The 22,716-nt window shown below is 76.7% G+C and carries 25 protein-coding genes; 11 read left to right on the top strand and 14 right to left on the bottom strand.

Annotated elements, in window-relative coordinates; translation table 11 throughout:
* Positions 1-115: 115 nt before the first annotated feature.
* On the bottom strand, positions 116-1,045 hold the full coding sequence (locus ACI8AD_RS22205) for a M56 family metallopeptidase (RefSeq protein WP_456872701.1): 930 nt from the start codon (positions 1,043-1,045) through the stop codon (positions 116-118).
* 1 nt (position 1,046) lies between these two features.
* A complete protein-coding gene (locus tag ACI8AD_RS22200) occupies positions 1,047-1,412 on the bottom strand; it encodes a BlaI/MecI/CopY family transcriptional regulator (RefSeq protein WP_456872700.1) in 366 nt (121 codons plus the stop codon).
* Positions 1,413-1,583: 171 nt separating this feature from the next.
* Between ACI8AD_RS22200 and ACI8AD_RS22195 the strand changes: the two genes are divergently transcribed.
* The 3 genes from ACI8AD_RS22195 to cydC are packed head-to-tail and all read left to right on the top strand — an operon-like array spanning position 1,584 to position 7,489.
* The gene (locus ACI8AD_RS22195; protein WP_456872699.1) at positions 1,584-3,131 is read left to right on the top strand and encodes a cytochrome ubiquinol oxidase subunit I; all 1,548 of its coding nucleotides are present in this window, start codon (positions 1,584-1,586) and stop codon (positions 3,129-3,131) included.
* Between the two features lie 12 nt (positions 3,132-3,143).
* Entirely contained in the window at positions 3,144-4,151 is a 1,008-nt protein-coding gene (gene cydB, locus ACI8AD_RS22190; RefSeq protein ID WP_456872698.1) for a cytochrome d ubiquinol oxidase subunit II, read from the top strand.
* Positions 4,148-7,489 (top strand): thiol reductant ABC exporter subunit CydC, encoded by a 3,342-nt coding sequence (cydC, locus tag ACI8AD_RS22185; RefSeq protein WP_456872697.1) that lies wholly within the window; start codon positions 4,148-4,150, stop codon positions 7,487-7,489. The genes cydB and cydC overlap by 4 nt, the downstream gene beginning before the upstream one ends.
* Here cydC and ACI8AD_RS22180 read toward each other — a convergent pair.
* The gene (locus tag ACI8AD_RS22180) at positions 7,486-7,776 is read right to left on the bottom strand and encodes a hypothetical protein (RefSeq protein WP_456872696.1); all 291 of its coding nucleotides are present in this window, start codon (positions 7,774-7,776) and stop codon (positions 7,486-7,488) included. The genes cydC and ACI8AD_RS22180 overlap by 4 nt on opposite strands.
* Before the next feature lie 96 nt (positions 7,777-7,872).
* Positions 7,873-8,547 carry a hypothetical protein gene (locus ACI8AD_RS22175; RefSeq protein ID WP_456872695.1) on the bottom strand — a complete coding sequence of 225 codons (675 nt, stop codon included), beginning with the start codon at positions 8,545-8,547 and terminating at the stop codon, positions 7,873-7,875.
* A gap of 19 nt (positions 8,548-8,566) precedes the next feature.
* Between ACI8AD_RS22175 and ACI8AD_RS22170 the strand changes: the two genes are divergently transcribed.
* Complete coding sequence (locus ACI8AD_RS22170; RefSeq protein ID WP_456872694.1) at positions 8,567-8,839, top strand: hypothetical protein; 273 nt, start codon at positions 8,567-8,569, stop codon at positions 8,837-8,839.
* Here the strand turns inward: ACI8AD_RS22170 and eutC are convergent.
* The 5 genes from eutC to ACI8AD_RS22145 form a co-directional block, all read right to left on the bottom strand.
* Complete coding sequence (eutC, locus tag ACI8AD_RS22165) at positions 8,799-9,566, bottom strand: ethanolamine ammonia-lyase subunit EutC (RefSeq protein ID WP_456872693.1); 768 nt, start codon at positions 9,564-9,566, stop codon at positions 8,799-8,801. The two genes, ACI8AD_RS22170 and eutC, sit on opposite strands and share 41 nt — an antisense overlap.
* Entirely contained in the window at positions 9,563-10,975 is a 1,413-nt protein-coding gene (locus tag ACI8AD_RS22160) for an ethanolamine ammonia-lyase subunit EutB (RefSeq protein WP_456872692.1), read from the bottom strand. The genes eutC and ACI8AD_RS22160 overlap by 4 nt, the downstream gene beginning before the upstream one ends.
* Entirely contained in the window at positions 10,972-12,438 is a 1,467-nt protein-coding gene (gene eat, locus ACI8AD_RS22155) for an ethanolamine permease (protein WP_456872691.1), read from the bottom strand. Before eat ends, ACI8AD_RS22160 begins: the two co-directional genes overlap by 4 nt.
* A 112-nt stretch (positions 12,439-12,550) precedes the next feature.
* Positions 12,551-13,432 carry an SDR family NAD(P)-dependent oxidoreductase gene (locus ACI8AD_RS22150; RefSeq protein ID WP_456872690.1) on the bottom strand — a complete coding sequence of 294 codons (882 nt, stop codon included), beginning with the start codon at positions 13,430-13,432 and terminating at the stop codon, positions 12,551-12,553.
* Positions 13,433-13,468: 36 nt separating this feature from the next.
* Positions 13,469-13,885: a hypothetical protein gene (locus ACI8AD_RS22145; protein WP_456872689.1), complete on the bottom strand. Its 417-nt coding sequence runs from the start codon at positions 13,883-13,885 to the stop codon at positions 13,469-13,471.
* A gap of 100 nt (positions 13,886-13,985) precedes the next feature.
* On the opposite strand from ACI8AD_RS22145, the gene ACI8AD_RS22140 reads away from it, so the two are divergent.
* The 5 genes from ACI8AD_RS22140 (at position 13,986) to ACI8AD_RS22120 (ending at position 17,410) form a co-directional block, all read left to right on the top strand.
* Positions 13,986-14,612 (top strand): hypothetical protein, encoded by a 627-nt coding sequence (locus ACI8AD_RS22140; RefSeq protein ID WP_456872688.1) that lies wholly within the window; start codon positions 13,986-13,988, stop codon positions 14,610-14,612.
* A gap of 64 nt (positions 14,613-14,676) precedes the next feature.
* On the top strand, positions 14,677-14,946 hold the full coding sequence (locus tag ACI8AD_RS22135; protein WP_456872687.1) for a DUF2277 domain-containing protein: 270 nt from the start codon (positions 14,677-14,679) through the stop codon (positions 14,944-14,946).
* Between the two features lie 104 nt (positions 14,947-15,050).
* Positions 15,051-15,581, top strand: coding sequence for a hypothetical protein (locus tag ACI8AD_RS22130; protein ID WP_089404181.1), 531 nt, complete (start codon positions 15,051-15,053; stop codon positions 15,579-15,581).
* Between the two features lie 38 nt (positions 15,582-15,619).
* The gene (locus ACI8AD_RS22125; RefSeq protein WP_456872686.1) at positions 15,620-16,135 is read left to right on the top strand and encodes a PGPGW domain-containing protein; all 516 of its coding nucleotides are present in this window, start codon (positions 15,620-15,622) and stop codon (positions 16,133-16,135) included.
* 84 nt (positions 16,136-16,219) lie between these two features.
* On the top strand, positions 16,220-17,410 hold the full coding sequence (locus tag ACI8AD_RS22120; protein WP_456872685.1) for an FUSC family protein: 1,191 nt from the start codon (positions 16,220-16,222) through the stop codon (positions 17,408-17,410).
* A gap of 3 nt (positions 17,411-17,413) precedes the next feature.
* Here the strand turns inward: ACI8AD_RS22120 and map (ACI8AD_RS22115) are convergent, their stop codons facing one another.
* Positions 17,414-18,196 carry a type I methionyl aminopeptidase gene (gene map, locus ACI8AD_RS22115; RefSeq protein WP_456872684.1) on the bottom strand — a complete coding sequence of 261 codons (783 nt, stop codon included), beginning with the start codon at positions 18,194-18,196 and terminating at the stop codon, positions 17,414-17,416.
* 65 nt (positions 18,197-18,261) lie between these two features.
* Positions 18,262-18,483 carry a hypothetical protein gene (locus ACI8AD_RS22110; protein WP_456872683.1) on the bottom strand — a complete coding sequence of 74 codons (222 nt, stop codon included), beginning with the start codon at positions 18,481-18,483 and terminating at the stop codon, positions 18,262-18,264.
* 180 nt (positions 18,484-18,663) lie between these two features.
* Here ACI8AD_RS22110 and ACI8AD_RS22105 point away from each other — a divergent pair, with 180 nt between their 5' ends.
* Positions 18,664-19,212, top strand: a complete 549-nt coding sequence (locus ACI8AD_RS22105) for a DUF6328 family protein (RefSeq protein WP_456872682.1) — start codon at positions 18,664-18,666, stop codon at positions 19,210-19,212.
* Positions 19,213-19,223: 11 nt separating this feature from the next.
* On the opposite strand, the gene map (ACI8AD_RS22100) is transcribed toward ACI8AD_RS22105, so the two are convergent.
* Positions 19,224-19,997, bottom strand: coding sequence for a type I methionyl aminopeptidase (gene map, locus ACI8AD_RS22100; protein ID WP_456872681.1), 774 nt, complete (start codon positions 19,995-19,997; stop codon positions 19,224-19,226).
* A gap of 53 nt (positions 19,998-20,050) precedes the next feature.
* On the opposite strand from map (ACI8AD_RS22100), the gene ACI8AD_RS22095 reads away from it, so the two are divergent.
* Complete coding sequence (locus ACI8AD_RS22095) at positions 20,051-20,320, top strand: helix-turn-helix domain-containing protein (protein WP_456872680.1); 270 nt, start codon at positions 20,051-20,053, stop codon at positions 20,318-20,320.
* A 381-nt stretch (positions 20,321-20,701) separates the two neighbouring features.
* Here ACI8AD_RS22095 and ACI8AD_RS22090 read toward each other — a convergent pair whose 3' ends face one another.
* On the bottom strand, positions 20,702-22,186 hold the full coding sequence (locus ACI8AD_RS22090) for a DUF222 domain-containing protein (protein ID WP_456872679.1): 1,485 nt from the start codon (positions 22,184-22,186) through the stop codon (positions 20,702-20,704).
* Positions 22,187-22,195: 9 nt separating this feature from the next.
* Positions 22,196-22,684: a very short patch repair endonuclease gene (locus ACI8AD_RS22085; RefSeq protein WP_456872678.1), complete on the bottom strand. Its 489-nt coding sequence runs from the start codon at positions 22,682-22,684 to the stop codon at positions 22,196-22,198.
* Positions 22,685-22,716 lie beyond the last annotated feature (32 nt).

Here is a 22,716-nt window from a genome sequence, read left to right as displayed (position 1 = left end):
CCCCCCCACCCCCCCCCCCCCCCCCGCCGGCCCCCCCCCCCCCCCCACCCCCCCCGCCCCCCCCCCCCCCCCCACCCCCCCCCACCCGCCCGACCAGGCCCGCGGACGGGCACGCTCACAGCGCCGGGAGGAGCAGCAGGGCGGTCGGGACGAGCAGCAGCAGGCCCGCGCACAGCAGCGCGGCGGCGCGGGCCGCGGGCGGCAGCGGCGCCGGCGGGGACAGCAGCCGCACGACCCGGGCGCCGACGGCGCTGCCGCCCACCGACAGCGCCCCGCTCGGCACCCCACCGCCCGCGCCACCGGCCGCGACCACGATCGCCTGGGCCAGCGTCCGCCGCGGGTCCGGGCCGCGCAGCGAGGCCAGCGCCCGGTCGTCGGCGCGCATCTCCACCAGCTCCCGGACGGCGGCGTGCGCCCGGGCCGCCGCCGGGAGCACCGGCAGCGCCGCCTCCCAGGCCACGAACGGCAGCAGGTAGAGGTGGTGGTGCTCGGCGAGGTGGGCGCGCTCGTGGGCGACGACGGCGGCGAGCTGGTCGTCGTCGAGCTCGGCGACCATGCCCGAGGAGAGCACCAGCAGCGGCCGGGCGCCGGGGATGCAGAACGCCACCGGCGCGGGGTGCTCGAGCAGCCGGGCGTCGGGGACGGCGTCGGCGGGCCGCACGACCAGCTCGAGCAGCGCGCGGTGCCGGCGGCGGGTGCGGGCGGTGCGGGCCCAGGACAGCGCGAGCACCCCGAGCAGCTCCACGGCCAGGACGGCGGCCAGCGTCAGGGTGACCCAGTGGTCGCCGCGGACGGGGTCGCGGGCCGGGTCGCCGGTGAGCACCGCCGCGCTGGCCTCGGGCAGCGAGTGACCCCACGGCGCCAGTCCGTGCACCAGCAGCGCGCCGATGATCGACAGGCCGCCGGCCAGCCCGATCGCCTGCCAGCACACCAGCGCCACGAGCGGGTCGCGGCGGGGCCAGCGGGCGCGGCCGAGCAGCGCCGGCACCGGCCACGCCAGCGCCGCGGCGAGGACCGCGAGCGCCGCGGCGGTGGCGGGCAGCACGTCAGCGGGAGCCGGCGTCCGGCGCGCTCCCGTCCAGCAGCTGCCGCAGCATCCGGGCCTCCTCGGGGTCGACGCCGCCGACGAACCGGGCCAGCACCGCCTGCCGGTCACCGGAGCGGCCGAGCACCTCGTGCATGAGCTCGGCGGCGTGCTGCTCGCGGGTGGCCCGCGGGCGGAAGCGGCGCGGCCGGGCGTCGTCGTGCTCGACGAAGCCCTTGCCCTCCAGGCGGGACAGGACGGTGTGCACGGTGGTCAGCGCCAGCTCGCGGTCGGCCAGCGCGTCGCGCAGCTCCGCCGCCGCGACCGGCCCCTCGGCCGCCCACAGCACGTCCATGACGGTGCGCTCCAGGTCCCCCAGCGACGCCACGACCCCTCCTGTCCGACGGTTCTACCCAGCGTAGAACGCGCCCGCCACCGGGTGCACGCACCCTGTCGCGCACATCACCCCCGACCTCTTCTACGGGTCGTAGAGAAGTAGTTCTACGAGGCGTAGAAAGGAGGTGTCGCCGGGGGTACCGGCAGGTGAGGAGCAGGTGGCGTGGACGTCCTCGACATCGCCCGGTGGCAGTTCGGCATCACGACCGTCTACCACTTCCTGATGGTCCCGCTGACCATCGGCCTGGGCATCCTGGTCGCGGTGATGCACACGATGTGGGTGCGCACCGGCAAGCCGGAGTGGCTGCGGATGACCCGCTTCTGGGGCCGCGTGTACCTGGTCAACTTCGTGCTCGGCGTGGCCACCGGCCTGGTCCAGGAGTTCCAGTTCGGCCTGGCGTGGAGCGAGTACTCGCGCTTCGTGGGCGACGTCTTCGGCTCGCTGCTGGCGATGGAGGCGCTGCTGGCCTTCTTCCTCGAGTCGACGTTCCTCGGCCTGTGGATCTTCGGCTGGGGCCGCATCGCGAAGAAGCTGCACCTCGCCGCCCTGTGGGCCGCGGTGATCGGCTCGATCGTCAGCGCGTACTTCATCATCGCGGCCAACTCGTGGATGCAGCACCCGGTCGGCGTCACCGTCGGCGCCGACGGCCGCCCGCGGCAGGTCGACTTCCTCGCCGTCCTGACCAACAACACGGCTCTGGCCGCCTTCACCCACGCGATCGTCGCCGCGCTGATGGTCGCCGGCGCCCTGCTGGTCGGCATCGGCCTCTACCAGCTCAGGAAGCGGAAGCTGGCCCAGGCGCCCACCACCGACGTCGACCACTCGGTGTGGCGCCGCTCGGTCCGGCTCGGCGGATACGTCTCGCTGGCGGCGTTCGTGTTGGTCGCCGTCACCGGTGACTGGCAGGGCAAGCTCATGTACCACCAGCAGCCGCTGAAGATGAGCTCGGCCGAGGCCCTGTGCGAGACCGAGGCACCGGCGCCGTTCTCCGTCTTCGCCTGGGCCAAGCTCGGCAGCAACGAGTGCGACGACGTGCACAGCTACACCATCCCGGGGCTGCTGTCCTTCCTGGCGCACGGCGACCTCTCCTCCCCCGTCCCCGGCATCGAGGAGCTGCAGGAGGAGTACGCCGCCGTCTACGGCGAGACCTACCCCGACGACCCGTCCTTCGGCGACCGCGCCGGGCAGCCGATCGACTACACCCCGGTGCTCGCGGCCACCTACTGGAGCTTCCGCCTGATGATCGGCATGGGCGGGGTGTCGGCGGGGGTGGCGGCCTACGCCCTGTGGGCCACCCGCCGCGGCCGGGTCCCGACGTCGCGGATCGGGGTCTACGGCTCGCTGGCCGCCGTCGGCGCGCCGTTCGTGGCCAACGCCGCGGGCTGGGTCTTCACCGAGATCGGCCGCCAGCCCTTCGTCGTCTACCCCAACCCCGACGTCCCCGTGGCCGAGCAGGTGTGGTTCTTCACCGCCCAGGCCGTCTCCCCCGGCGTCACCGCCGCCGAGGTGTGGACCTCGCTGATCAGCCTGGCCCTGCTCTACGGCGTGCTCGCCGTCGTCGAGCTGGCCATCCTCGTCCGGCTGTTCCGCCGCGGCGTCACCACCGGGGACACCACGGCGAGGCCACCGGCCGTCGGGTCGTCCCGGGAGGACGACGACCGGCCCGACGACGACCGCAGCGACGACGACGTCCTCTCCTTCGCGTACTAGGAGCTCCTGACCATGGACCTGCAGACCCTGTGGTTCGCCGCCGTCGCGGTGCTGTGGACCGGTTTCCTGCTGCTCGAGGGGTTCGACTTCGGCGTCGCGGCGCTGCTGCCGGTGCTCGGCCGGCGGACGGCGGACCGCCACCTCATGCTGCGGACGATCGGCCCGGTGTGGGACGGCAACGAGGTCTGGCTGATCACCGCCGTCGGCGCGGTGTTCGCCGCCTTCCCCGGCTGGTACGCGACCTGGCTGCCGGCCCTGTACCTGCCCTTCGTCGTGGTGCTGCTCGGCCTGATCGTGCGGGCGGTGGCCTTCGAGTGGCGGCACTCCTCGCACGACCCGCGCTGGGACGCCGCCTGGACCCGCGTCATCACCGGCGGCTCGCTGGTGGCCGCGGCCGGCGTCGGCGCGGCGCTGGGCGCCACCACGCTGGGGCTGCCGATCGACGGCGACGGCGCCCGGGTCGGCGGGGCGTTCGCGGGCCTGGGCTGGTCCTCGCTGCTCGGCGCGGCCGCGGTGCTCGGCTTCTCCGTGGTGCACGGCGCGCTGTTCCTCGCGCTCAAGACCGAGGGCCCGGTGCGGCTGCGGGCGCGGGCGTTCGCGCTGCGCTGGTCGCCGGTGGCCGCGCTGCCGCTGCTGGCCTGGGCGGGGCTGGTGCAGCTGCGCTCGGGCACGCCGGTCACCGCGGTGCTGTGGCTGCTGGCCGCGCTGGCCGTCGTCGTCACCTGGACCCGGGTGCGGCTGGACCGCGAGGGGCAGGCCTTCGCCGGCTGGGCCACCGTGCTGCTGGCCTCGGCGGCCACCCTGTTCGGCTCGGCGTTCCCGGTGGTCGTGCCCTCGACGCTCGACCCGGCGTTCGACGTGACGATCGCCGCGGCCTCGGTCAGCGACTACACGCTCACCGTCATGACCTGGGTGGCCGCGATCGGCCTGCCGGTGGTGCTGGCCTACCAGGCGTGGACGTACTGGGTGTTCCGCCGGCGGCTGACCGCCGAGCCCGTGCACGAGCCGGTCGCCGCGTGACCGCGCGGGGTCCGCTCGCGCCGCTGGCCGGTGTGCCGGGGCTGCCCGGCGCGCTCGCCCGGGCGGCGGCCGCCGCCCTCGGGTCGACGGCGGGGCTGGTGCTGCTCGCCGCCGGCCTGGCGCACGCCGTCGCCCGGGCCGCGGGGTACGCCGACGGCGCGGTGACCGGACCGCTCGCGCTGGCCGCCGCCGGGGCGCTGCTGCGCGCGGTCGCCGGGACCCTCGGCGAGCGGGCCGCCGCCCGCGACGCCCGCCGCGCCGAGGACGCGCTGCGTCGCTCCCTGCTCGACCGGCTGGCCGCCTCCCCGGCCGCGGTCGCCGTCGCCGGCGGTCCGGCACCCGCCGCGGTGCTGGCCACCACCCGGCTCGCCGACCTCGCGCCCGGCCTGGCCGGGTACCTCCCCGCGCTGGCGCAGGCCGCCGTCGTCCCGCCGGTGCTGCTGGTGGTGCTCGCCGCCACCGACCTGCTCTCGGCCGGCCTGGTCGCGGTCACCCTGCCGCTGGTGCCGCTGTTCCTGGCGCTGGTCGGGCTGGCCACGCGCGACGGCACCGCCGGCGCCGCCCGGGCGCTGGACCGGCTGGCGGCGCACGTCGCCGAGCTGGTCCGCGGCCTGCCGGTGCTGGTCGGCCTCGGCCGCGCCGCCGAGCAGGTGGCCGCGCTCGCCGAGCTGGGCGAGGCCTCGCGCCGGCGGACCCTCGCCACGCTGCGGCTGGCCTTCCTCTCCGCGCTGGTCCTCGAGCTCATCGCCACGCTGTCGGTCGCGCTGGTCGCGGTCACCGTGGGCCTGCGGCTGGTGCACGGCGACGTCGACCTCGCCGTCGGGCTCACCGCGCTGCTGCTGGCGCCCGAGGCGTTCGCCCCGCTGCGCGCTCTCGGCACCGCCCACCACGCCGGGGAGGCGGCGACGCTGGCCGCCGCCGAGGCCCGGGCGGTGCTCACCGCGCCCGCCGGCCGCTCGCCGGTGACCCCGGCCGACGGCGGGGACCCGCGCGGCGCCGACGTCGCCGTCACCGGGCTGACCGTGCGCCACCCCGGCCGGGCGGTGCCCGCGTTGCCGCCCACCGACCTCGCGCTGCACCCCGGCGAGCTGGTCGTGCTGCGCGGCGCCAGCGGCTCGGGCAAGTCGACCCTGCTGGCCGCCCTGACCGGCGCCCTCGACCCGGCCGCCGACGTCGCCGGCACGGTCACGGGGGTCCCCGACGGCGGCGTCGCGCTGGTCGCCCAGCACCCGCGGACGACGGCGCCGACGGTCGCCGACGAGCTGCGCCGGCACGGGGCCGGCGACGACGACCTCGTCGCCGAGGCCCTGGAGCGGGTGGGCGCCGCCGACCTGGCCGGCCGCGACTGCACCACCCTCTCCCCCGGTGAGCTGCAGCGCGTGGCGGTGGCCCGGGCGCTGGTGCGGGTCCGCCGCGGCGCCCGCCTGCTGCTGCTCGACGAGCCGACCGCGCACCTCGACGGGACCTCGGCCGCCCGTGTCGCCGCCGTCCTCGCGGGCCTGCGCGGGACCGTCACCGTCCTGCTGGTCACCCACGACCCGGCGCTGACCGAGCTCGCCGACCGCACGGTTGCGCTGCCCGCGGTGCCGGCCGTCCCCGCCGCCGCGCCCCCTGCCCCCGCGAGACCGGCGGTCTCGTGGCGATCAGCGCCCGATGGCCAAGGGAGCGCCGATCTCGCGGGGGACGCAGCCGGGCCGACGACGGCGCTGGGCTGGCCGCGGCGGGCGCTGCTGCGCGCGGTCGCGGCCGGCACCGCCTCGGCCGGCGCGGGCGTCGCGCTCACCGCGGTGAGCGGCTGGCTCATCGTGCGCGCGGCGGAGATGCCGCCGATCCTCACGCTGCTGGTGGCCATCGTCGGCGTGCGGGCCTTCGGCCTGGGGCGGGCCGGGATGCGCTGGGTCGAGCGGCTCACCGCGCACGACGCCGCGCTGCGGATGGCCGCCGACCTGCGGGTGCGGGTGTGGCGGGCGCTGGCCGCGCAGGGCGTGGCCGCCGACCGGACGCCGGGCAGCGCGCTGGCGCGGGTCGTCGGCGACGTCGGGCTGGTGCAGGACCTCTCGGTGCGCGTCGTGCCGCCGGCCCTGGTCGCCGCCACCGTCCCGGCGCTGACCGTCGCCGCGCTGGCGCTGGTCTCCCCCGCCGCCGCGGGCGCCGCCGGTCTCGTGCTGGCCGGCACCGCCGCGCTGGTGCTGCTGGTGCACCGCCGGGTCGACGCCGGCGCCGCCCGCGCGGAGGGCACGCTGCGGGTGGCCGCGCTGCGCGACGTCACCACGGCGCTCGAGGGCGCGGCGGACCTGCGGGCCCACGGCCTGGCCGCCACCACCGCCGCCGACCTCGCCGCCGTCGCCGCCCGGCGCTCCGCCGTCGCCGCCACCGGCGCCCGCGCCGGCGCCCTGGGGAGCGGGCTGGTCGTCCTCGGCACCGGCCTGGCCGCGGTGCTGGCGACCGCGGTCGGTGCCGGTGCCGGGCTGCCCGGCCCGCAGGTCGCGGTGCTCGGCCTGGCGCCGCTGGCCCTGGCCGAGCCGCTGGCCGGGCTGGTGTCCGCGCTGCAGCGTCGCGGCGCGCTGACCGACGCCCGCGCCCGCCTCGACGCCGTCCTCACCGCCCCGGTGCCCGCCGACCCCGCCGAGCCGCGGCCGGCCCCGGCGCCGGTGCGCGACCTCGCCGTCACCGATGTGACCGCCGGCTGGCCCGGGGGGCCGGACGTGCTGCGCGGGCTGACCGCGTCAGCGGCGGCCGGCGGCGGCTGGCTGATCGTGCGCGGCCCGTCGGGCGCGGGCAAGTCGACGTTCCTCGCGGTGCTGCTGGCCGCCCTGCGCCCGCGCGGCGGCCGCTACACCCTCGGCGGGGTCGACACCGCCGCGCTGACCGGGGACGCCATCCGCTCGCGGGTGGCCTGGCTGCCGCAGGAGGCGCACGTGTTCGCCTCGACCGTCCGCGCGAACCTGGCGCTGGCCGCGCCGCGCGGCGAGCTGACCGGCGCCGACGGCGAGGCGCGGATGACTGCCGCGCTCACCGCCGCCGGCCTCGGCCCGCTGCTGGCCGGGCTGCCGCAGGGCCTCGACACCCCGGTCGGCGCCGGCGGCACCGCGCTGTCGGGCGGGGAGCGGCGGCGGCTGGCCGCGGCCCGGGCGCTGCTGGCCGACCGCGACGTCGTCCTGCTCGACGAGCCCACCGCGCACCTGGACCCGCCGACGGCGGCCGCGCTGGTCGCCGACCTGCGTCGGGCGCTGGCCGGCCGGGTGGTGGTGTGCGTGACCCACGACGACGCCGTCGAGCGGGACGGCGACACCGTGCTGCGGCTGGGCGCCGGGGCCCCGACTCCGGCACTCGTCTAGCGCGGCGGGACCCGGCGGACCTCGAAGCCGGGGCTGCGGGGCAGGCCGGCGTCGGCGACCAGCGGCACCCCGGCGGGGTCGCCGAGCAGGCCGGGGGCGCCGCCCCCGAGGTGCGCGGCCAGGCGGTCGAGCAGCTCGGGGCGCACCCGGATCTCCCGCGGCGGGGCGGCGCCGGGCTCCCAGGCGACGGCGAGCAGGTGCCGGCTCAGCAGGTCGCCGGCGGGGCGCAGCGGAGGGAGCGGAGCAGCCGGGGCGGTGCTGCGGACGGCGAGGGTGGCGGTGGCCATGGCGAGCCTCCTGGGCGGTTCCCCGTGCTCGGTGCAGCTGTCTTCTCTGAGGTCCTGCCTACCCCTGAGGTGTGACGGTTCCGGGCTGATACCGGGTCAGCCGGCGGGGGCGTCGACCGGGACGTCGACCGGGACGTCGACCGGGACGTCGACCGGGATCTCGGCGCCGAGCGTGGCGCCCTGCAGCAGCCGCAGGTCGTCGCCGGACCAGAAGCTGCCCGGGTCGTACCAGTTGCGCGGCCGGTCGGCGGGCAGCAGCCCCATCGCCGTGTAGGTGGCCGCGACCAGCTCGGCGCAGAACACCGTCTCGGCCGCCGTGCCCCGGCGCAGCCGCCCGTTCAGCCAGCCGCCGACCAGCCCGCGGGTGGTCGGGAAGGGCCGGCCGTCGAAGCGCGCGACCGTGCGCAGGACGGCGTCCTCCATCTCCCGGGTCACCCCGCCGTCGTCGGCGGGGCCGACCAGCTGCCGCAGCCAGGCGCGCTGCCCGTAGCGCTGCCGCCACGTGAGGACGGCGTCGCGCAGGTCGTGCAGCTGCACGCCGCGCTGGTGCTGCCCGGTCCAGGCGTCGGGCAGCGAGCGGCCGAGCTCGGCGTGCCACAGCAGCGGCGGGAGGTCGTCGAGGACGACGGCCATGCCGACGTGGTTGACCGGTGCGTTGGTCAGCGCCCGGATGGCGCGGTCGGCGACCGAGGCGCCGCGGAAGACCCAGACGTCGCCGGTGCGGGTGAGCTCGACCGCCTCGTCGAGCGGCAGGGGGCGCGGCGGGGTCACGCGGCTACGGTAGGCGACCGTGCACGTCCCGAAGCGGCTCTGGAAGGTCCTCGGCCTGGCCGGGCTGGCCGGTGTCGCGGCCACCGGCGCGGTGCTGGTCCGCGACGAGCGGCAGCGCCGCGCCCACACGCCCGACGAGGTCCGCGCCCGGCTGCACGAGCGGCACGCCGCGGCGGGCGGCGGTCCCGACGACGAGCCGCCCGGCCCGGTCGAGGTGCCGCCCCGCCGCCGGCTCCCCCGCATGCCCCGGCTCAGCCGGCGCCGGGCGGCAGCGCCGGGCCCTCGTCCTTGAGCACGACGCCGGACGCCCCGAGCTCGCGGGCGGCGGTCAGCAGCGCGGCGACGGTGTCGGCGGCCTGCGCGTAGGACATCCCGTGCGGCGGGCGGACGTTGGACACGCAGTTGCGCTCGGAGTCCACCCGCCCCGGGCGCGGGTCCCAGGTCAGGTAGACGCCGAGGGAGTCCGCCGACGACAGCCCCGGCCGCTCCCCGACGAGCACCACGACCGCGCGGGCGCCGAGGGCCTCCCCCACCGCGTCGCCGAGCGCCACCCGCGCCTGGGTGGCGACCACCGGCGGCGCCAGCGACCAGCCGGGCAGCCGCTCGCGCAGCGCGGCGACCAGCCCGGGCCCGTGCTCGTGCACCGCGCGGGGGGAGAGCCCGTCGGCCAGCACGACGGCGAGGTCGGCGTCGACCCGCGGCAGCGCCGTCCCCTCGGCCGGCCGGCGACCGAGGTCGGGGCGCTGCAGGTAGGTGGCCCGGTCGGGCGCGGCGGAGGCGACCACGAGGACCTCGCCGCCCAGCTCCGCCGTGAGCGCCTCGACGTCCAGCGGGGAGTGCACCGCGTCGCGGGCGGCGGCGTGCGCGGCGCGGAACTCCAGCTCGCGGTGCGTGGGCAGCGCGTCCCCGGCTCGGCCGAGCGCCACCCGCGCGCGGGTGGCCGACCGCAGCACCGACCACGGGTCGTCCCCGACGACGGTCACGGCGTCGCCCACGCGGTCGTTCACGGCGTCGCTCACGGGGTCGCCGCCGCGAGCAGGGCCCGCGCCGCCGGCGCGTCGGGGGCGAGCTCGCGCACCCGGCCGGCGTCGTCGAGCAGGTCCATGCGGGCCAGCCACGCCTCGAACTCCGGCGCCGGCCGCAGCCCCAGCACCGAGCGGGTGGTCAGCACGTCGGAGAACGACAGCGACTGGTAGTGCAGCATCACGTCGTCCATCCCGGGGACGGCGATGAGGAACGAGCAGCCGGCCGTGCCGAGCAGCAGCATGAGCGAGTCCATGTCGTCCTCGTCGACCTCGGCGTGGTTGGTGTAGCAGACGTCCACGCCCATCGGCAGGCCGAGCAGCTTGCCGCAGAAGTGGTCCTCCAGCCCCGCGCGCAGCACCTGCTTGCCGTCGTAGAGGTACTCCGGGCCGATGAACCCGACGACGGTGTTGACCAGCAGCGGCGAGAACTGCCGGGCGACGGCGTAGGCACGGGTCTCCAGGGTCTGCTGGTCGACCGGCCGCCCGCCGATGCCGAGGTGCGCGCCGGCCGACAGCGCCGAGCCCTGCCCGGTCTCGAAGTACGTGACGTTCTCGCCCACGGTGCCGCGGCGCAGCGCCAGCGCCCCGGCGCGGGCCTCGGCGAGCAGGTCGAGGGTGACGCCGAACCCGCGGTTGGCCTCCTGGGTGCCGGCCACCGACTGGAACACCAGGTCCACCGGTGCCCCCTGCTCCAGCGACCGCAGCGTGGTGGTGACGTGGGCCAGCACGCACGACTGGGTGGGGATCTCGTAGCGGCCGATCACCGCGTCGACCAGCTCCAGCAGCGCCACGGTGCGGGCCGGTGAGTCGGTGGCCGGGTTGATGCCGATGACCGCGTCGCCCGAGCCGTGCAGCAGCCCGTCGAGGATGGAGGCGGTGACCCCGACCGGGTCGTCGGTGGGGTGGTTGGGCTGCAGCCGCGACGCCAGCCGGCCGGGCAGCCCGATGGTGCTGCGCAGCCCGGTCACCACCCGGGTGCGCCGGCCGACGGCGACCAGGTCGGCGTTGCGCATCAGCTTCGACGTCGCGGCCACCATCTCCGGGGTCAGCCCGGGCGCCAGCGCGCTGATCGCCGCCTCGTCGCCGGCCGCCGCCCAGGCCAGCAGCCGGTCGCGGAACTCCCCCACCGTCAGCGACGCCACCGGCGCGAAGGCCGCGGCGTCGTGGGTGTCGAGGACGAGGCGGGTGACGTCGTCCTCGTCGTAGCCGACCACCTGCTCGTCGAGGAAGGTGGCCAGCGGCAGGTCGGCGAGCACGGTCTGCGCGGCCACCCGCTCGGCGGCCGACCCCGCCGCGCACCCGGCGAGCACGTCGCCGGAGCGCAGCGGGGTGGCCTTCGCCATCAGCTCGACCAGCGTCGGGAACTCGTACGTGTGCCCGCCGAGCGTCGTCCGGCGGATCACCGGACGTCGTCCTCGGCCTCGGCGAGCAGCTCGAACTCCTCCTCCGGCGCGGAGGCGACCAGGTGGTGGCGGCTGTAGAGCGCGAACCAGGCGAGGAAGACCACGTAGGCCGCGAGCGTCCACAGCGCGGCGGTCACGTCGACGAGGAAGGTGGCCACCACCGCGGCGGCCGCCAGCACCAGCGCGACGCCGGTGGTCGCCGTCCCGCCGGGGGTCCGGTACGGGCGCGGCAGGTCGGGCTCGCGGCGGCGCAGCACGATGTGGCTGACCATCATCAGCACGTAGGAGACCGTCGCCCCGAAGACGGCCATGTTGAGCAGCATCGCGCCCTGGCCGGTCAGCGAGAGGACGAACCCGATGGCGCCGGGGACGAGCAGCGCCAGCACCGGCGCCCGGCGGGCGTTGGTCACCGACAGCGCCCGCGGCAGGTAGCCGGCGCGGGACAGCGCGAAGGTCTGCCGCGAGTACGCGTAGATGATCGAGAAGAAGCTGGCCACCAGGCCGAAGAGGCCGGCGTAGTTGACGACGTCGGTCAGGCCCTCGGAGGCCCCTGCCCCGGCCAGCGAGTCGACCGGCGGGTTGCCCGACTCCATGATCGCCGACGAGCCGGCCGCGCCCGGGGTGAACACCAGCATGAGGACGGCGAGCACGACCAGCACGCCCATCGCGGCGACGATCCCGCGCGGCATCGACCGGGCCGGGTCGCGGGCCTCCTCGGCGGCCAGCGGCACGCTCTCCACGGCGAGGAAGAACCAGATCGCGAAGGGGAACGCCGCCCAGATCCCCATCAGCCCGTACGGCAGGAATGACGAGGCGCCGGCCGCGTCGGTGGGCGCGATGTCGAGCAGGTTGCCGGCGTCGAACTGCGGGACGGCGCCGACGAGGAAGACCACCAGTCCGGCCAGGGCGACGACGGTGACGGCGAACATCGCCTTGAGCGCCTCGCCGACGCCCATCAGGTGGATGCCGATGAACAGCGCGTAGACGACGAGGTAGACCCACCAGCCGTCGGTGATCCCGAACAGCCCGAGGGACTCGACGTAGGCGCCGATGAACGTGGCGATCGCCGCCGGCGCGATGGCGTACTCGATGAGCACCGCGACGCCGGTGGCGTACCCGCCCCAGGGGCCCAGCGCGCGGCGGGCGAAGGTGTAGCCGCCGCCGGCGGTCGGCAGCGCCGAGCCGAGCTCGGCCAGACCGAAGACCATCGCGGTGTACATGACAGCCATGAGCACGACGGCGACCAGCAGGCCGCCGAAGCCGCCCTCGCCCAGGCCGAAGTTCCAGCCGGCGTAGTCACCGGAGATGACCGCCGACACGCCGAGCCCCGCCAGCAGCAGCCAGCCCGCCGTGCCGGTGCGCAGCCGGCGCTTCTCGAGGTAGCCGGCGTCGACCCGTTCGGCCTCCACGCCGCCGTGGGCCGGCCGGGCGGAGGTGGAGCGGGCGGTGGGATCGGCGGTCATGGGCGCTCCCGCGGTCGGCCCGCCGTCGGCGGGGAGCGCCAGCCTGGCGCTGCGCCGGGCGCCCGGTCAACGGGCTGCGACGGAACGGAACGCCCCGTTCACCAACGCCGGCTCACGGGATGCCGTGCCACCGCCCCTCCTCGGCGTTGCCGGCCGGCCGCGACTCGAACACGTTGCCCTCGGTGGGCTCGGTCCGGTGGTCGTCGGCGAGGGCGAACACCCGCAGCAGCGGCCCGACGAGGGCGTCGTAGACCGCGGGGAACAGTCGGAAGCCGAGGATGACGACCGGGTTGGCGAACCCGGACTGGACCAGCCGCCGCGGCCGGTCCAGCCGGGCGACGACCGAGCGGGCCACCCGCTCCGGGGAGTAGATCGGGATCGGCGGCCGGCCCTTGAGGCCGATGTAGCTGCCGGCCTGCGAGTAGATGGGGGTGTTGACGCCGCCCGGCGCCACCGCCGACACGGAGACGCCCGGGACGTCGCGGGTCTCCTGCTGCAGCACCCGGACCAGGCCCAGCTGACCCCACTTGGCGGCGATGTAGCTGCCCATGAGCGGCGTGGTCACCGACGCCAGCAGCGAGCTGACGACGACCAGGTGCCCCTCCTCCTGGCGGCGGAACACCGGCAGGACCACGCGGGCGAGGTTGGCGGTGCCGTGCAGCGCGGTGTCGACCACCCGCTCGTAGACCGCCCTGGGCACGTCCTCCACGCGGCCGTAGGCCACCACCTGCGCGGCGTGGACGACGACGTCGAGGCGGCCGAAGCGGGTCACCGCGCCGTCGACGGCGGTGCGCAGCGCCTCCTCGTCGAGCACGTCGGCCGGGCACACGACGACGTCGGCCGCGCCCTGCTCCTTCACCTCCGCCGCGGTCTCCTCCAGCGCCTCGCGGCCGCGGGCCAGCAGCAGCAGGTGCGCGCCCCGCTGGGCGAAGAGGCGGGCGGTGGCGCGGCCGATGCCGCTCGAGGCACCGGTGATCAGGACGGTCTGCGGCATGCGGGGCGTCTCCTCGGCTCGGTGGACGGCTCCCGGCTACCCAGGTCCGTTGTCCGCCATGCGATCGGGCACGTCGAGCCGGTCGAGGACGTCGAGCAGCCGGCCCGGTCCGGTCACCGCCGTCCCCTCCGGCAGCCGGGCGCGCAGCCCCCGGTCGGCGGTCACCGCGAGCACCGCGCGGCCCCGCGCGACCAGGTCGGCGGCGGTGGCGGCCAGGGCGTCGTCACCGCTGCCGGGTGCGCGCACCAGCCGGACGCCCCCGGGCGCCTCGACGTCGCGGGCGGCGCCCTCCACCACGACCACGACCTCGTCGACGACCGCGCCGTCCACGCGCCGGCCGGGCACGCGGGCCAGCCGCCGCAGCAGCCGGGCGGTGGCGCCGGCCCGGTCCCGCCACCAGCCGTCCGGGCGGGCGCCGACGACGTTGGCCGCGTCGACCAGCAGCACGGTCACGGCGTCCTCCTGTCGGGTGGACCGGGCGCCGCCCGGTTCGGGGTGATCACGATCGGGTACCCGCAGGTGAGACGCACGTTTCCCGAGACGAGGAGGACCGGTGGCGAGTTCCGACCGCACGCAGTACGACCACGACGCGACGGTGACCAGCGAGGGGGCGCACGCCACCCGCGGCCCCGCCCGCGACGCCGTCGACGCGCAGCGCGACCGCTTCGGCGGTATCGCCTGGGGAGCGGCGTTCTTCGGCTGGCTGTCGGCCAACGGGCTGGCCGTGCTGCTCATCGCCCTGGTGTCGGCGGCCGGGGTGGGCCTGGGCCTCGCGCAGGGCGTCGACAGCGTCGACGAGGCCACCGACCAGGCGGCCGGCATCGGCCTCGGCGGCGGGATCGCCGCGCTGGTGGTGCTGTTCCTCGCCTACCTCGCCGGCGGGTACGTCGCCGGCCGGATGGCGCGCTTCGACGGGATCAAGCAGGGGCTGGCGGTGTGGGTGATCGGCCTGCTGGTCGTCGTGCTGCTGGCCGGGCTCGGGTACGCGTTCGGCTCGGAGTACAACGTGCTGCAGCAGCTGGACCTGCCGCGCATCCCGGTCGACGAGGGCACCGCCACCACCGCCGGCATCGTCACGCTGGCCGCGATCCTGGTGGCCACACTGGTCGGCGCGCTGCTCGGCGGCAAGCTCGGCACCCGCTACCACCGCAGGGTCGACCGCGTCGGCTACCGCGCCTGAGGTCCCGGAGGGCCCGGTCCCCGGATCGGGCCCTCCGGTCCTACCCCGGCCATACGCTGCGGGCATGTGCCGCAACATCCGCCCGCTGTCGAACTTCGAGCCGCCGGCGACCCACGACGAGGTCCACGCCGCGGCGCTGCAGTACGTGCGCAAGATCAGCGGCTCGGCCAAGCCGTCGCGGGTGAACGCCGAGGCCTTCGACCGCGCCGTCGCCGAGGTGGCCGCCGCCTCCGCCCGGCTGCTCGACGCGCTGGTCACCACGGCCCCGCCGAAGGACCGCGCCGTCGAGGCGGAGAAGGCCCGCGCCCGCGCCTCCCTCCGCTACGGGACCTGACGCGGCAGCGGGTCGTGCACGACCCAACTGCCGTCCGCGGGCATGGGGCGGGTCGGAACGGGTAGGTCGGGAACTCCGATCCCCCGAGCACCTGGAGTTCCGACATGGCCCGCAACACCCTGTCCCGCGCGCTGCACGACCTCGGCCTGTCCGCCTGGTTCGGTGGCACGCTGGCCAACGCCGTCGCCCTGAACGCCGCCGCGGCCGAGGCCGGCAAGGACACCGGCCGGGTCGCCAACGAGGGCTGGAACCGCTGGACGCCGGTCAACGCCGTCGCCATCGGCGCGCACCTCGTCGGCAGCGTGGGCCAGCTGATCGGCAACCGCGGCCGGGTGGCCCAGCAGCAGGGCGTGGCCGGCATGTCGGCGGCCAAGACGCTGCTGACCGCCGCCGCCCTCGGCGCCACCGCCTACAGCCGCTCGCTGGGCATGGTCGTCAACAGCCAGGACAACCCCTCGGCGAAGTCGGGCACCAAGCCGACCAAGCGCACGAAGGCCGAGATCGCCGCCGCGCAGGAGCAGCTGCAGACGCTGCAGTGGGTCATCCCGGCCCTGACCGGCGCGCTGGTGTGGGTGAGCTCCTACGCCGGTGAGCAGCAGCGCCCGAGCGAGGTCCTCAAGGGCGTCTCGCGCTGACCGCACCGCACACCGCACCGCGACCCACCGGGGGGACCGTGGACCGCACCGACACCCGCAGCGTGACCTTCGCCGGCAACCGGGCCGACGACCGGACCGACCACGGCAGGCGCCACGACGACGGCCCGCGCGGGGCGACCCGCTGTCCCGACTGCACCGACGGGTTGGGCCAGCCGCGTCCGGTGGAGCCGGGCTCGTGGCGCGACCGGGTCCGGAAGAACCCGGCGCTGGCGCTGCCGTACCGGATCGCCGTCTTCGTCGTCGGCCTGCTGTTCGTGCTGCTCGGCCTGGCGCTGACGGTGCTGCCCGGCCCGCTCACGATCCCGCCGATCCTGGTCGGGCTGTGGGTGTGGTCCACGGAGTTCGAGTGGGCGCGGCGGATCTTCGCCACCTTCCGCCGCAAGGCGGTCGACACCTGGCGGCACGCGAAGCAGCACCCGGTCAGCTCGCTCGCGGTGACCGTCGGCGGCCTCGCCGCGGCCGCGCTGGTGTTCTGGGCGGTCGGCCGCTTCGACCTGGTGGACCGCGCGACGGGCGCCCTCGGCCTCGGCTGACCCCGGTGTCACCCGGCCGCCGTCCGCGCACCGCGGACGGCGGCCGGTGCGTGTCCGGCCCCGGTGCGGGGAACACCGGCACCCGTGGCCGGATCGCACGCCCTGCCGCGCCGGCTGCCGCGGCTGGTGCGCCGAGGACGCACCCCCGGCCTGCGCACCGCCAAGACCGTGCTGGCCGCGGTGCTGGCGTTCCAGCTCGCGACCTGGCTGGACACCAGCAGCTCGCCGGTCCTCGCCCCGCTGACCGCGCTGCTGGTCGTCCAGCTGACGATGTACGAGACGCTGACGACCGGGTGGGAGCGGATCGCGAGCGTCACCGCCGGTGTCCTCATCGCGGCGCTGTTCGCCTCCGTCGTCGGTCTCACCTGGTGGAGTCTCGGCCTCGTCGTCGCGCTCTCGCTGGTCGTCGGCCGGCTGCTGCGCCTGGGGCCCAACCTGCTCGAGGTCCCGATCAGCGCGATGCTCGTGCTGGCCGTCGGCGGCGCGGAGAGTGCGGCGCTGGACCGCGTCACCGAGACGCTGGTCGGCGCGGCCGTCGGTGTCCTGGTCAACCTCGTGATCGCGCCGCCGCTCTACGTCCAGCCGGCCGGTGAGGCGATCGCGGAACTGGCCGAGCGCATGGCGGAGCTCTGCGAGGACCTCGCGGCGTCGCTCCGGGGCCCGTGGTCGCGCTTCCTCACCGACGAGCTGCTGGCCCGCGCCCGCGGGGTGGGGACGGAGGTGGCCCGGGCCGACCGCCGGCTGGCCCGCACCGAGGAGAGTGCCCGCCTCAACCCGCGCGGCCGGGCGGCCCGCGAGGCCCAGCCCCGGCTGCGCAACACGCTGACGGCCCTCGAGCGGGTCCACGTCAGCCTGCGGACCGTCGCCCGCGTGCTGCTCGATCGCACGTACTTCGTGCCCGAGGACGAGGCCGACCGCGCCTGGGCGGGGCCGGCACGGCAGGCGCTGGCCGACGTGCTGCTCGCCGTCGCAGCCACCGTCCGCGACGCCGGGGCCGTGGCGGACGGCACCGGGCCGACCTCCGGCATCGACCCGGCGTGCCTGGACACACTGCTGGAACTGCGCGGCCGGCTGGCCGACGCGCTGCTGGTCGATCCCCGGGCGGACCCGGCCGCCTGGTCGCAGCACGGCGCGCTGCTCGACGCCGTGGACCTGCTGCGGGTGGAGCTGGCCACGGCCCTGCAGCCGCCGTCGACGTCGTGGGCGCCGCCGCCGCTGGGTGCGGCCTCGCGGCGCGCCGTCCGCCGGGCGGTGACCCGCCGCCGGCGCCGGTGACCGTCAGAGACGGGTGAGGACGACCGGCCCGTCGTCGGTGACCGCCACGGTGTGCTCGACGTGCGCGGCGCGCCTGCCGTCGGCGGTGACCACCGCCCAGCCGTCCTTCTTGTGCCGGTAGCGGTCGCCGCCGGCCAGCAGCATCGGCTCGATGGCCAGCGTGCTGCCGGCGTGCAGCCGCACCCGGTCCAGCCCGGTCTGCGGGCGGTTGGGCACGAACGGCGGCTCGTGCATGGCGCGGCCGATGCCGTGCCCGCCGTGGTCGGGCAGGTGCGCGAAGCCGTGCCGGCGGGCGACGGCGTCGACGGCCTGCGCGACGTCGAGCAGCGTGGCCCCGGGGACGGCGGCGGCGATCCCGGCGGCCAGCGCCTCCTCGGTGGCGGTGACCAGGCGGGTGTCCTGCTCGGTCCCGCCCGACCCGATCGGGATGGTGATCGCGGCGTCACCGTTCCAGCCGTCGACGACGGCGCCGCAGTCGATGCTCAGCAGGTCGCCGTCCTTGAGCCGCTGGCCGCTGGGCCGGCCGTGCACCACGACCTCGTTGGGCGACAGGCACAGCGCGCCGTTGTAGGCCGTCGGCGCCCAGGCCGGCTTGTAGCCGAGGAACGACGACGTCGCCCCGGCCTCGCGGATGCAGGTCTGCGCCAGGTCGTCGAGGTCGCGCAGCCGGACGCCGGGGACCGCCGCGTGCCGCACGGCCGCGAGCGTCTGCGCCACCACCCGGCCGGCGTCGCGCATGGCGTCGAGTTCGTCGGCGGTGCGGGGGGTCAGCACGAGCAGGTCCACACCCCGACGGTACGAGACCGGCCGCCGCGGCCCGCGCGTCCACGGCCGTCGCCCCGACGGGACCGTCAGCCGGCCGGGTCGCGGCGGACGTCGGCGGGATCCGGCGTCCGGAAGACGGTGTCCACGTCGGCGGGGTCGGGCGCGCCGGACTCGTCCGCGGGGTCGGTCCCGGCGGTCCGGTCGGGCTCCTCCCCGGCGACGCCGAAGCCCTCGGCCGGTGCCGGTGCGCCGGCGCCGGGGTCGGCCGCGGCGATCTCCTCGGCCGGGCCGTTCGCGTTGGGGGTCATCGGTTCCCACATCGACGTCATGGCGGTCCGGTACCCGCCGGTCGGCCGAACGGGTGACCACCGGGCGACCGGCGGGTGACCGGCCGGCGGCCGGCAGGTGACGAACGGGCGTCCGGCGGGCATACAGGCCGGATCACGGCAGGGCCGTGGGCGGGGACGGACGGAGGAGGTGCCAAGGAGATGGCCACCACGGGATCGGGGCAGCGGGCACGGGCGGGCGTGCGGCGGGCTGCCGCGCAGCAGGACGGGCGGGGCGCCGACGGCCGGGACGAGTCCCACGCCGAACGCATCGACCGGGAGCTCATGGAGCTGCTCAACGAGCTGCGGATCGCCCTGCCCGGCGTGCAGTTCCTGTTCGCGTTCCTGCTGGTGGTGCCGTTCCAGCAGGCCACCGAGCGGGCGACGGAGTTCCAGCGCGACGTCTACTTCGTCACGCTCATCGCCGCCGTCGTCGCCACGGCGCTGCTGATCTCGCCGGCCGCCCAGCACCGCGCGCTGTTCCGGCAGCACGACAAGGAGGACCTGCTGCGGCGGAGCAACCGCCTGGCCTTCTCGGGCCTGTGCGTCCTCGCGGTCGCGATCGTCTCGGCGGTGGTGCTGGTCGTCGACTTCCTCTTCGCCCTCCCCCAGGCGCTGATCACCGGCGGCCTGGTCGCGGTGCTGCTGGGCTGGCTGTGGATCGGCAGCCCGCTGCTGCAACGAGCCCGCGGGAGCACATCCCGGGAGTGATCCGGCGGCGCTCAGCCCGTCCCGGCCGTCAGGACGCGGGGGCCGTCGTCGGTGACGGCGACGGTGTGCTCGGCGTGGGCGGCGCGGCTGCCGTCGACCGTGCGGATGCTCCAGCCGTCCCCGTCGACGCGGTGGTCGTCGTCGCCGCCGGCCGTGAACCAGGGCTCGATGGCAACGACCAGGCCCGCGCGCAGTCGCAGGCCGCGGCCCGCCCGGCCGTCGTTGGGCACGTAGGGGGCCTCGTGCATGGTGCGCCCGACCCCGTGCCCGCCGTGCTCGGTGTCGACGCCGTACCCGGCGGCCCGGCCGACCGCGCCGACGGCGGCCGACACGTCGCCCAGCCGGCCGCCGGGGACGGCGGCGGCGATCCCGGACCGCAGGGCCCGCTCCGTCGTCGCGACCAGGGCCGCGTCCGCCGGGCTCGCCGTGCCGATCGGGACGGTGACGGCGGAGTCGCCGACCCAGCCGTCGAGGCTGGCGCCGGCGTCGACGCTGAGCAGGTCGCCGTCGACGAGGCGGCGGTCGGTCGGGATGCCGTGCAGGGCCACGTCGTTGACCGAGGTGCAGATGACCGCGGGGAACGGCGGCATCGACCGGTGCGGCCGGTAGCCGAGGAACGGTGACCCGGCCCCCTCCTGCTCCAGGACGTCGCGGGCCACCTCGTCGAGGTCGCGCAGGCGCACCCCCGCCACGGCGTGCCGGCAGACGGCCGTGAGCACCTGGGCGACGACCTGCCCGGCGGCGTGCATGGCGTCGATCTCGCCCGGGGTCCGCAGCTCCACCATCGTCCGGGCCTCCTCGCCGACCGGTATTGGTATGCCGGTATTAGTATCACGGCATGGTGCGCCCGCCGCTGTCCCCCGCCGAACGCGACCGCGGCCGCCGGCTCGGGGAACTGCTCCGCTCTGCTCGCGGGCCGCGCAGCCAGGCCGCGGTGGCCGCCGCCTCGGGAGTGAGCCTCGAGGCGCTGCGCAAGATCGAGTCCGGCCGGATCCCGATGCCGGCGTTCTTCACGGTGGCGGCACTGGCCGGGGCACTCGGCCTGTCCCTGGACCAGGTCGCGTCGGCGCTGTCCGCGAAGTCGGACGACGTCCGGCGCACCGCCTGACCTCGAGCGGTCGCGACTCCCCCGGGCACCTGACGGAGACAGGGGCGGGCATCTGGATGTCGCCGTCGGGCGTGGCCGTAGGTTCCGGCCGGGCGCATCCTCGACCGCTGGCGGCAGCGCCTCCCCTTCTTCGGGAGCTGCTCGTCCTGCGGGCACGACAGCCGCGAGCATCCCGGCACACCAGGAGTGGACGGCCCGGAGTGCGGTGAGTGCGTCTACGAGGTGCAGCACGAGCAGCGGCCGGAGGGCGCCGGCCCGCTGTGCACGAGACCCGCGCCTGGACCGCCCGGAGGACCGTGACGCCGTAGCCATGGTGGCCAGCAGGGACACGGGTCGAGGCAGCGTCGTCCGCACGGACGGGATCGGGACGGCTGCAGGTCGTCAGAACGGCGGCGGGTCGTCGTCCGGGGCGGCCGGTTCTTCTGCTCCAGGTGGTTCGGGCTCCGGCGGCGGTGGTGGTCGCAGGCCCGGTGGACGGGTGGTCCGGGTGACGCCCGACGGGGTGGTGACGGTCAGCGTGCCGTCCTCGGCCATCTCGAAGCGCCAGCCGCGAGCGAAGGTCTTCACCCGGTGGTGGCTGCGGCACAGGCAGCACAGGTTGGCGCAGTCGGTGGGCCCGCCGTGGGCGTGGGGGAGGACGTGGTCGGCGTCGGCCCAGCCGACCCGTTGCCCGCAGGTGGGCATCCGGCAGGTGCGGTCGCGGGTGCGCACGAACGCCTGCTGCGCCGCCGAGGGGGTGTAGCCGTCCCGGCCCGCCGGCCGGTCGAGCACCGCGCACCCGCACTCGGTCTCCGCATGATCAGGGCAGCCTCGGGCGGCCAGCTTCCGCAGCCGGTCCAGCGTCGCGGTCGCCCGGAGCGTCCCGTCGTCCTCGGTGAGTGTGACGGTGACCGTCCCGCCCTCGGGCGCCTGCACGCCGAGGGCGTCCAACTGGTGCAGCAGCGCGCGCAGGTGGGCGGCGGTGATCGGCAGCCCGTTCACCTCCCCGGCCTGCGTCGACCGCCCGGCCAGGGCGGCGAGGGTGGTGGCGATCTGCAGGTGCGCGGTCACCGGCGGGCGGCTGTCGTCCCACGGTCGCTGCAGCAGGTCGGCGAACACCAGAGTGCGCAGCTGCCCGATCGGGCGGGGATCGCCGTCGGCCTTCACCATCCGGGCCAGTGCGTCGACGGTCGCGTGGCAGGCCGCGGCCACGTCGGTGGGCAGGTCGGCGGCCAGCGTGCTCATCCCGTCCGACGCCGAGGGGTACACCCGCACGTCGGACCGGCGTTCGGCGGTCTTCCGCCGTTCGTCGATGGCCTCCGAGTCGGCTTCCAGCAGCAGCTCCAGCGCCCGCTTCTTGACCTTGCCGACGGTCAGGCCGGCGGCCTCGGGCAGCACGGCGGCCTCGATCCGGCGGGCCAGGGCCGGGGCGGTGTGCTGCAGCACGTCGACCAGCGCCCTGGCGCGGGCCTCGTCCAGCTCCCCGGCGGCGAGCGCCGCCCAGGTGGCGGGCAGCCGCTCGCGGTAGGTCCAGGCGCGGGTGGCCAGGTGGTTGGCCGTACCCCGCCCGCAGTTGAGCACCAGCGCCAGCTCGGCGGTGAAGAACTCCGACACCCCCGGCAACTCACCATCGGGCTTCCACGACCGCGCACCTGGCGTGCCGGGTGCGGGGTCGGCATCGGAGGGGCGGGCCTCGGCCAGCCGCAGCACCAGCTCCGCCTCGTAGGCCGCCTCCATCGCCTTGCGGGCCTGCAGCCGCTGCAGCTCGACGGCGGCCTGCTCATCGGACAGCACCGCCACCGGCAGCCGCGGCACCTGTACGGGCCGCTCCACGAGCCACCCGGCGAGCGCCCGCTCCACCGGCGACACGTACTCCACGACCTCCACGACCCCAACCTACGCACGGGGTACGACAGGAACGGGGCCCTGACCAGGAGCAACGCGACCGAGGGCCGCACAGATCGCGTCGGCGACGTCGTCGGGGTCCTCGTGCTCCCAGAACCGCAGCACCCGCCACCCCAGCCCGGTGAGGACGGCGTCGGCGCGGCGGTCGCGGGCGGTGTTGCCGGCCAGCTTGGCCGCCCACCACTCCCGGTTGGCCTTCGGCAGGTGTCCGCAGGTCGAGCACCCGTGCCAGAAGCACCCGTCGAGGAACACGACCAGCCGCCGGCCCTTCCACACGATGTCGCCCCGGGCGCGGGTCTCGGGACAGGGGCGCACATCGACGCGATAGCGGACTCCTCGCGCGTGCAGCCGTCGGCGGACGGCCAGCTCGTGGCGGGTGTCGCGCCGGCCCTGCCGGCGGAACCGGGCAGCCACCACCTCGGAGGACGGCGGCGGCGCCGGCCCCGGCCCGGCCGTCGGGTCGGAGCCGGCCGAGGTCATCCGGACGTGCTCCACCGCCCCACCGACACCGA

Source organism: Geodermatophilus sp. SYSU D00766 (genome assembly GCF_054049915.1).
The sequence above is the reverse complement of the archived record's forward strand: the minus strand, read 5'-3'. Positions and strand labels throughout refer to the sequence as shown.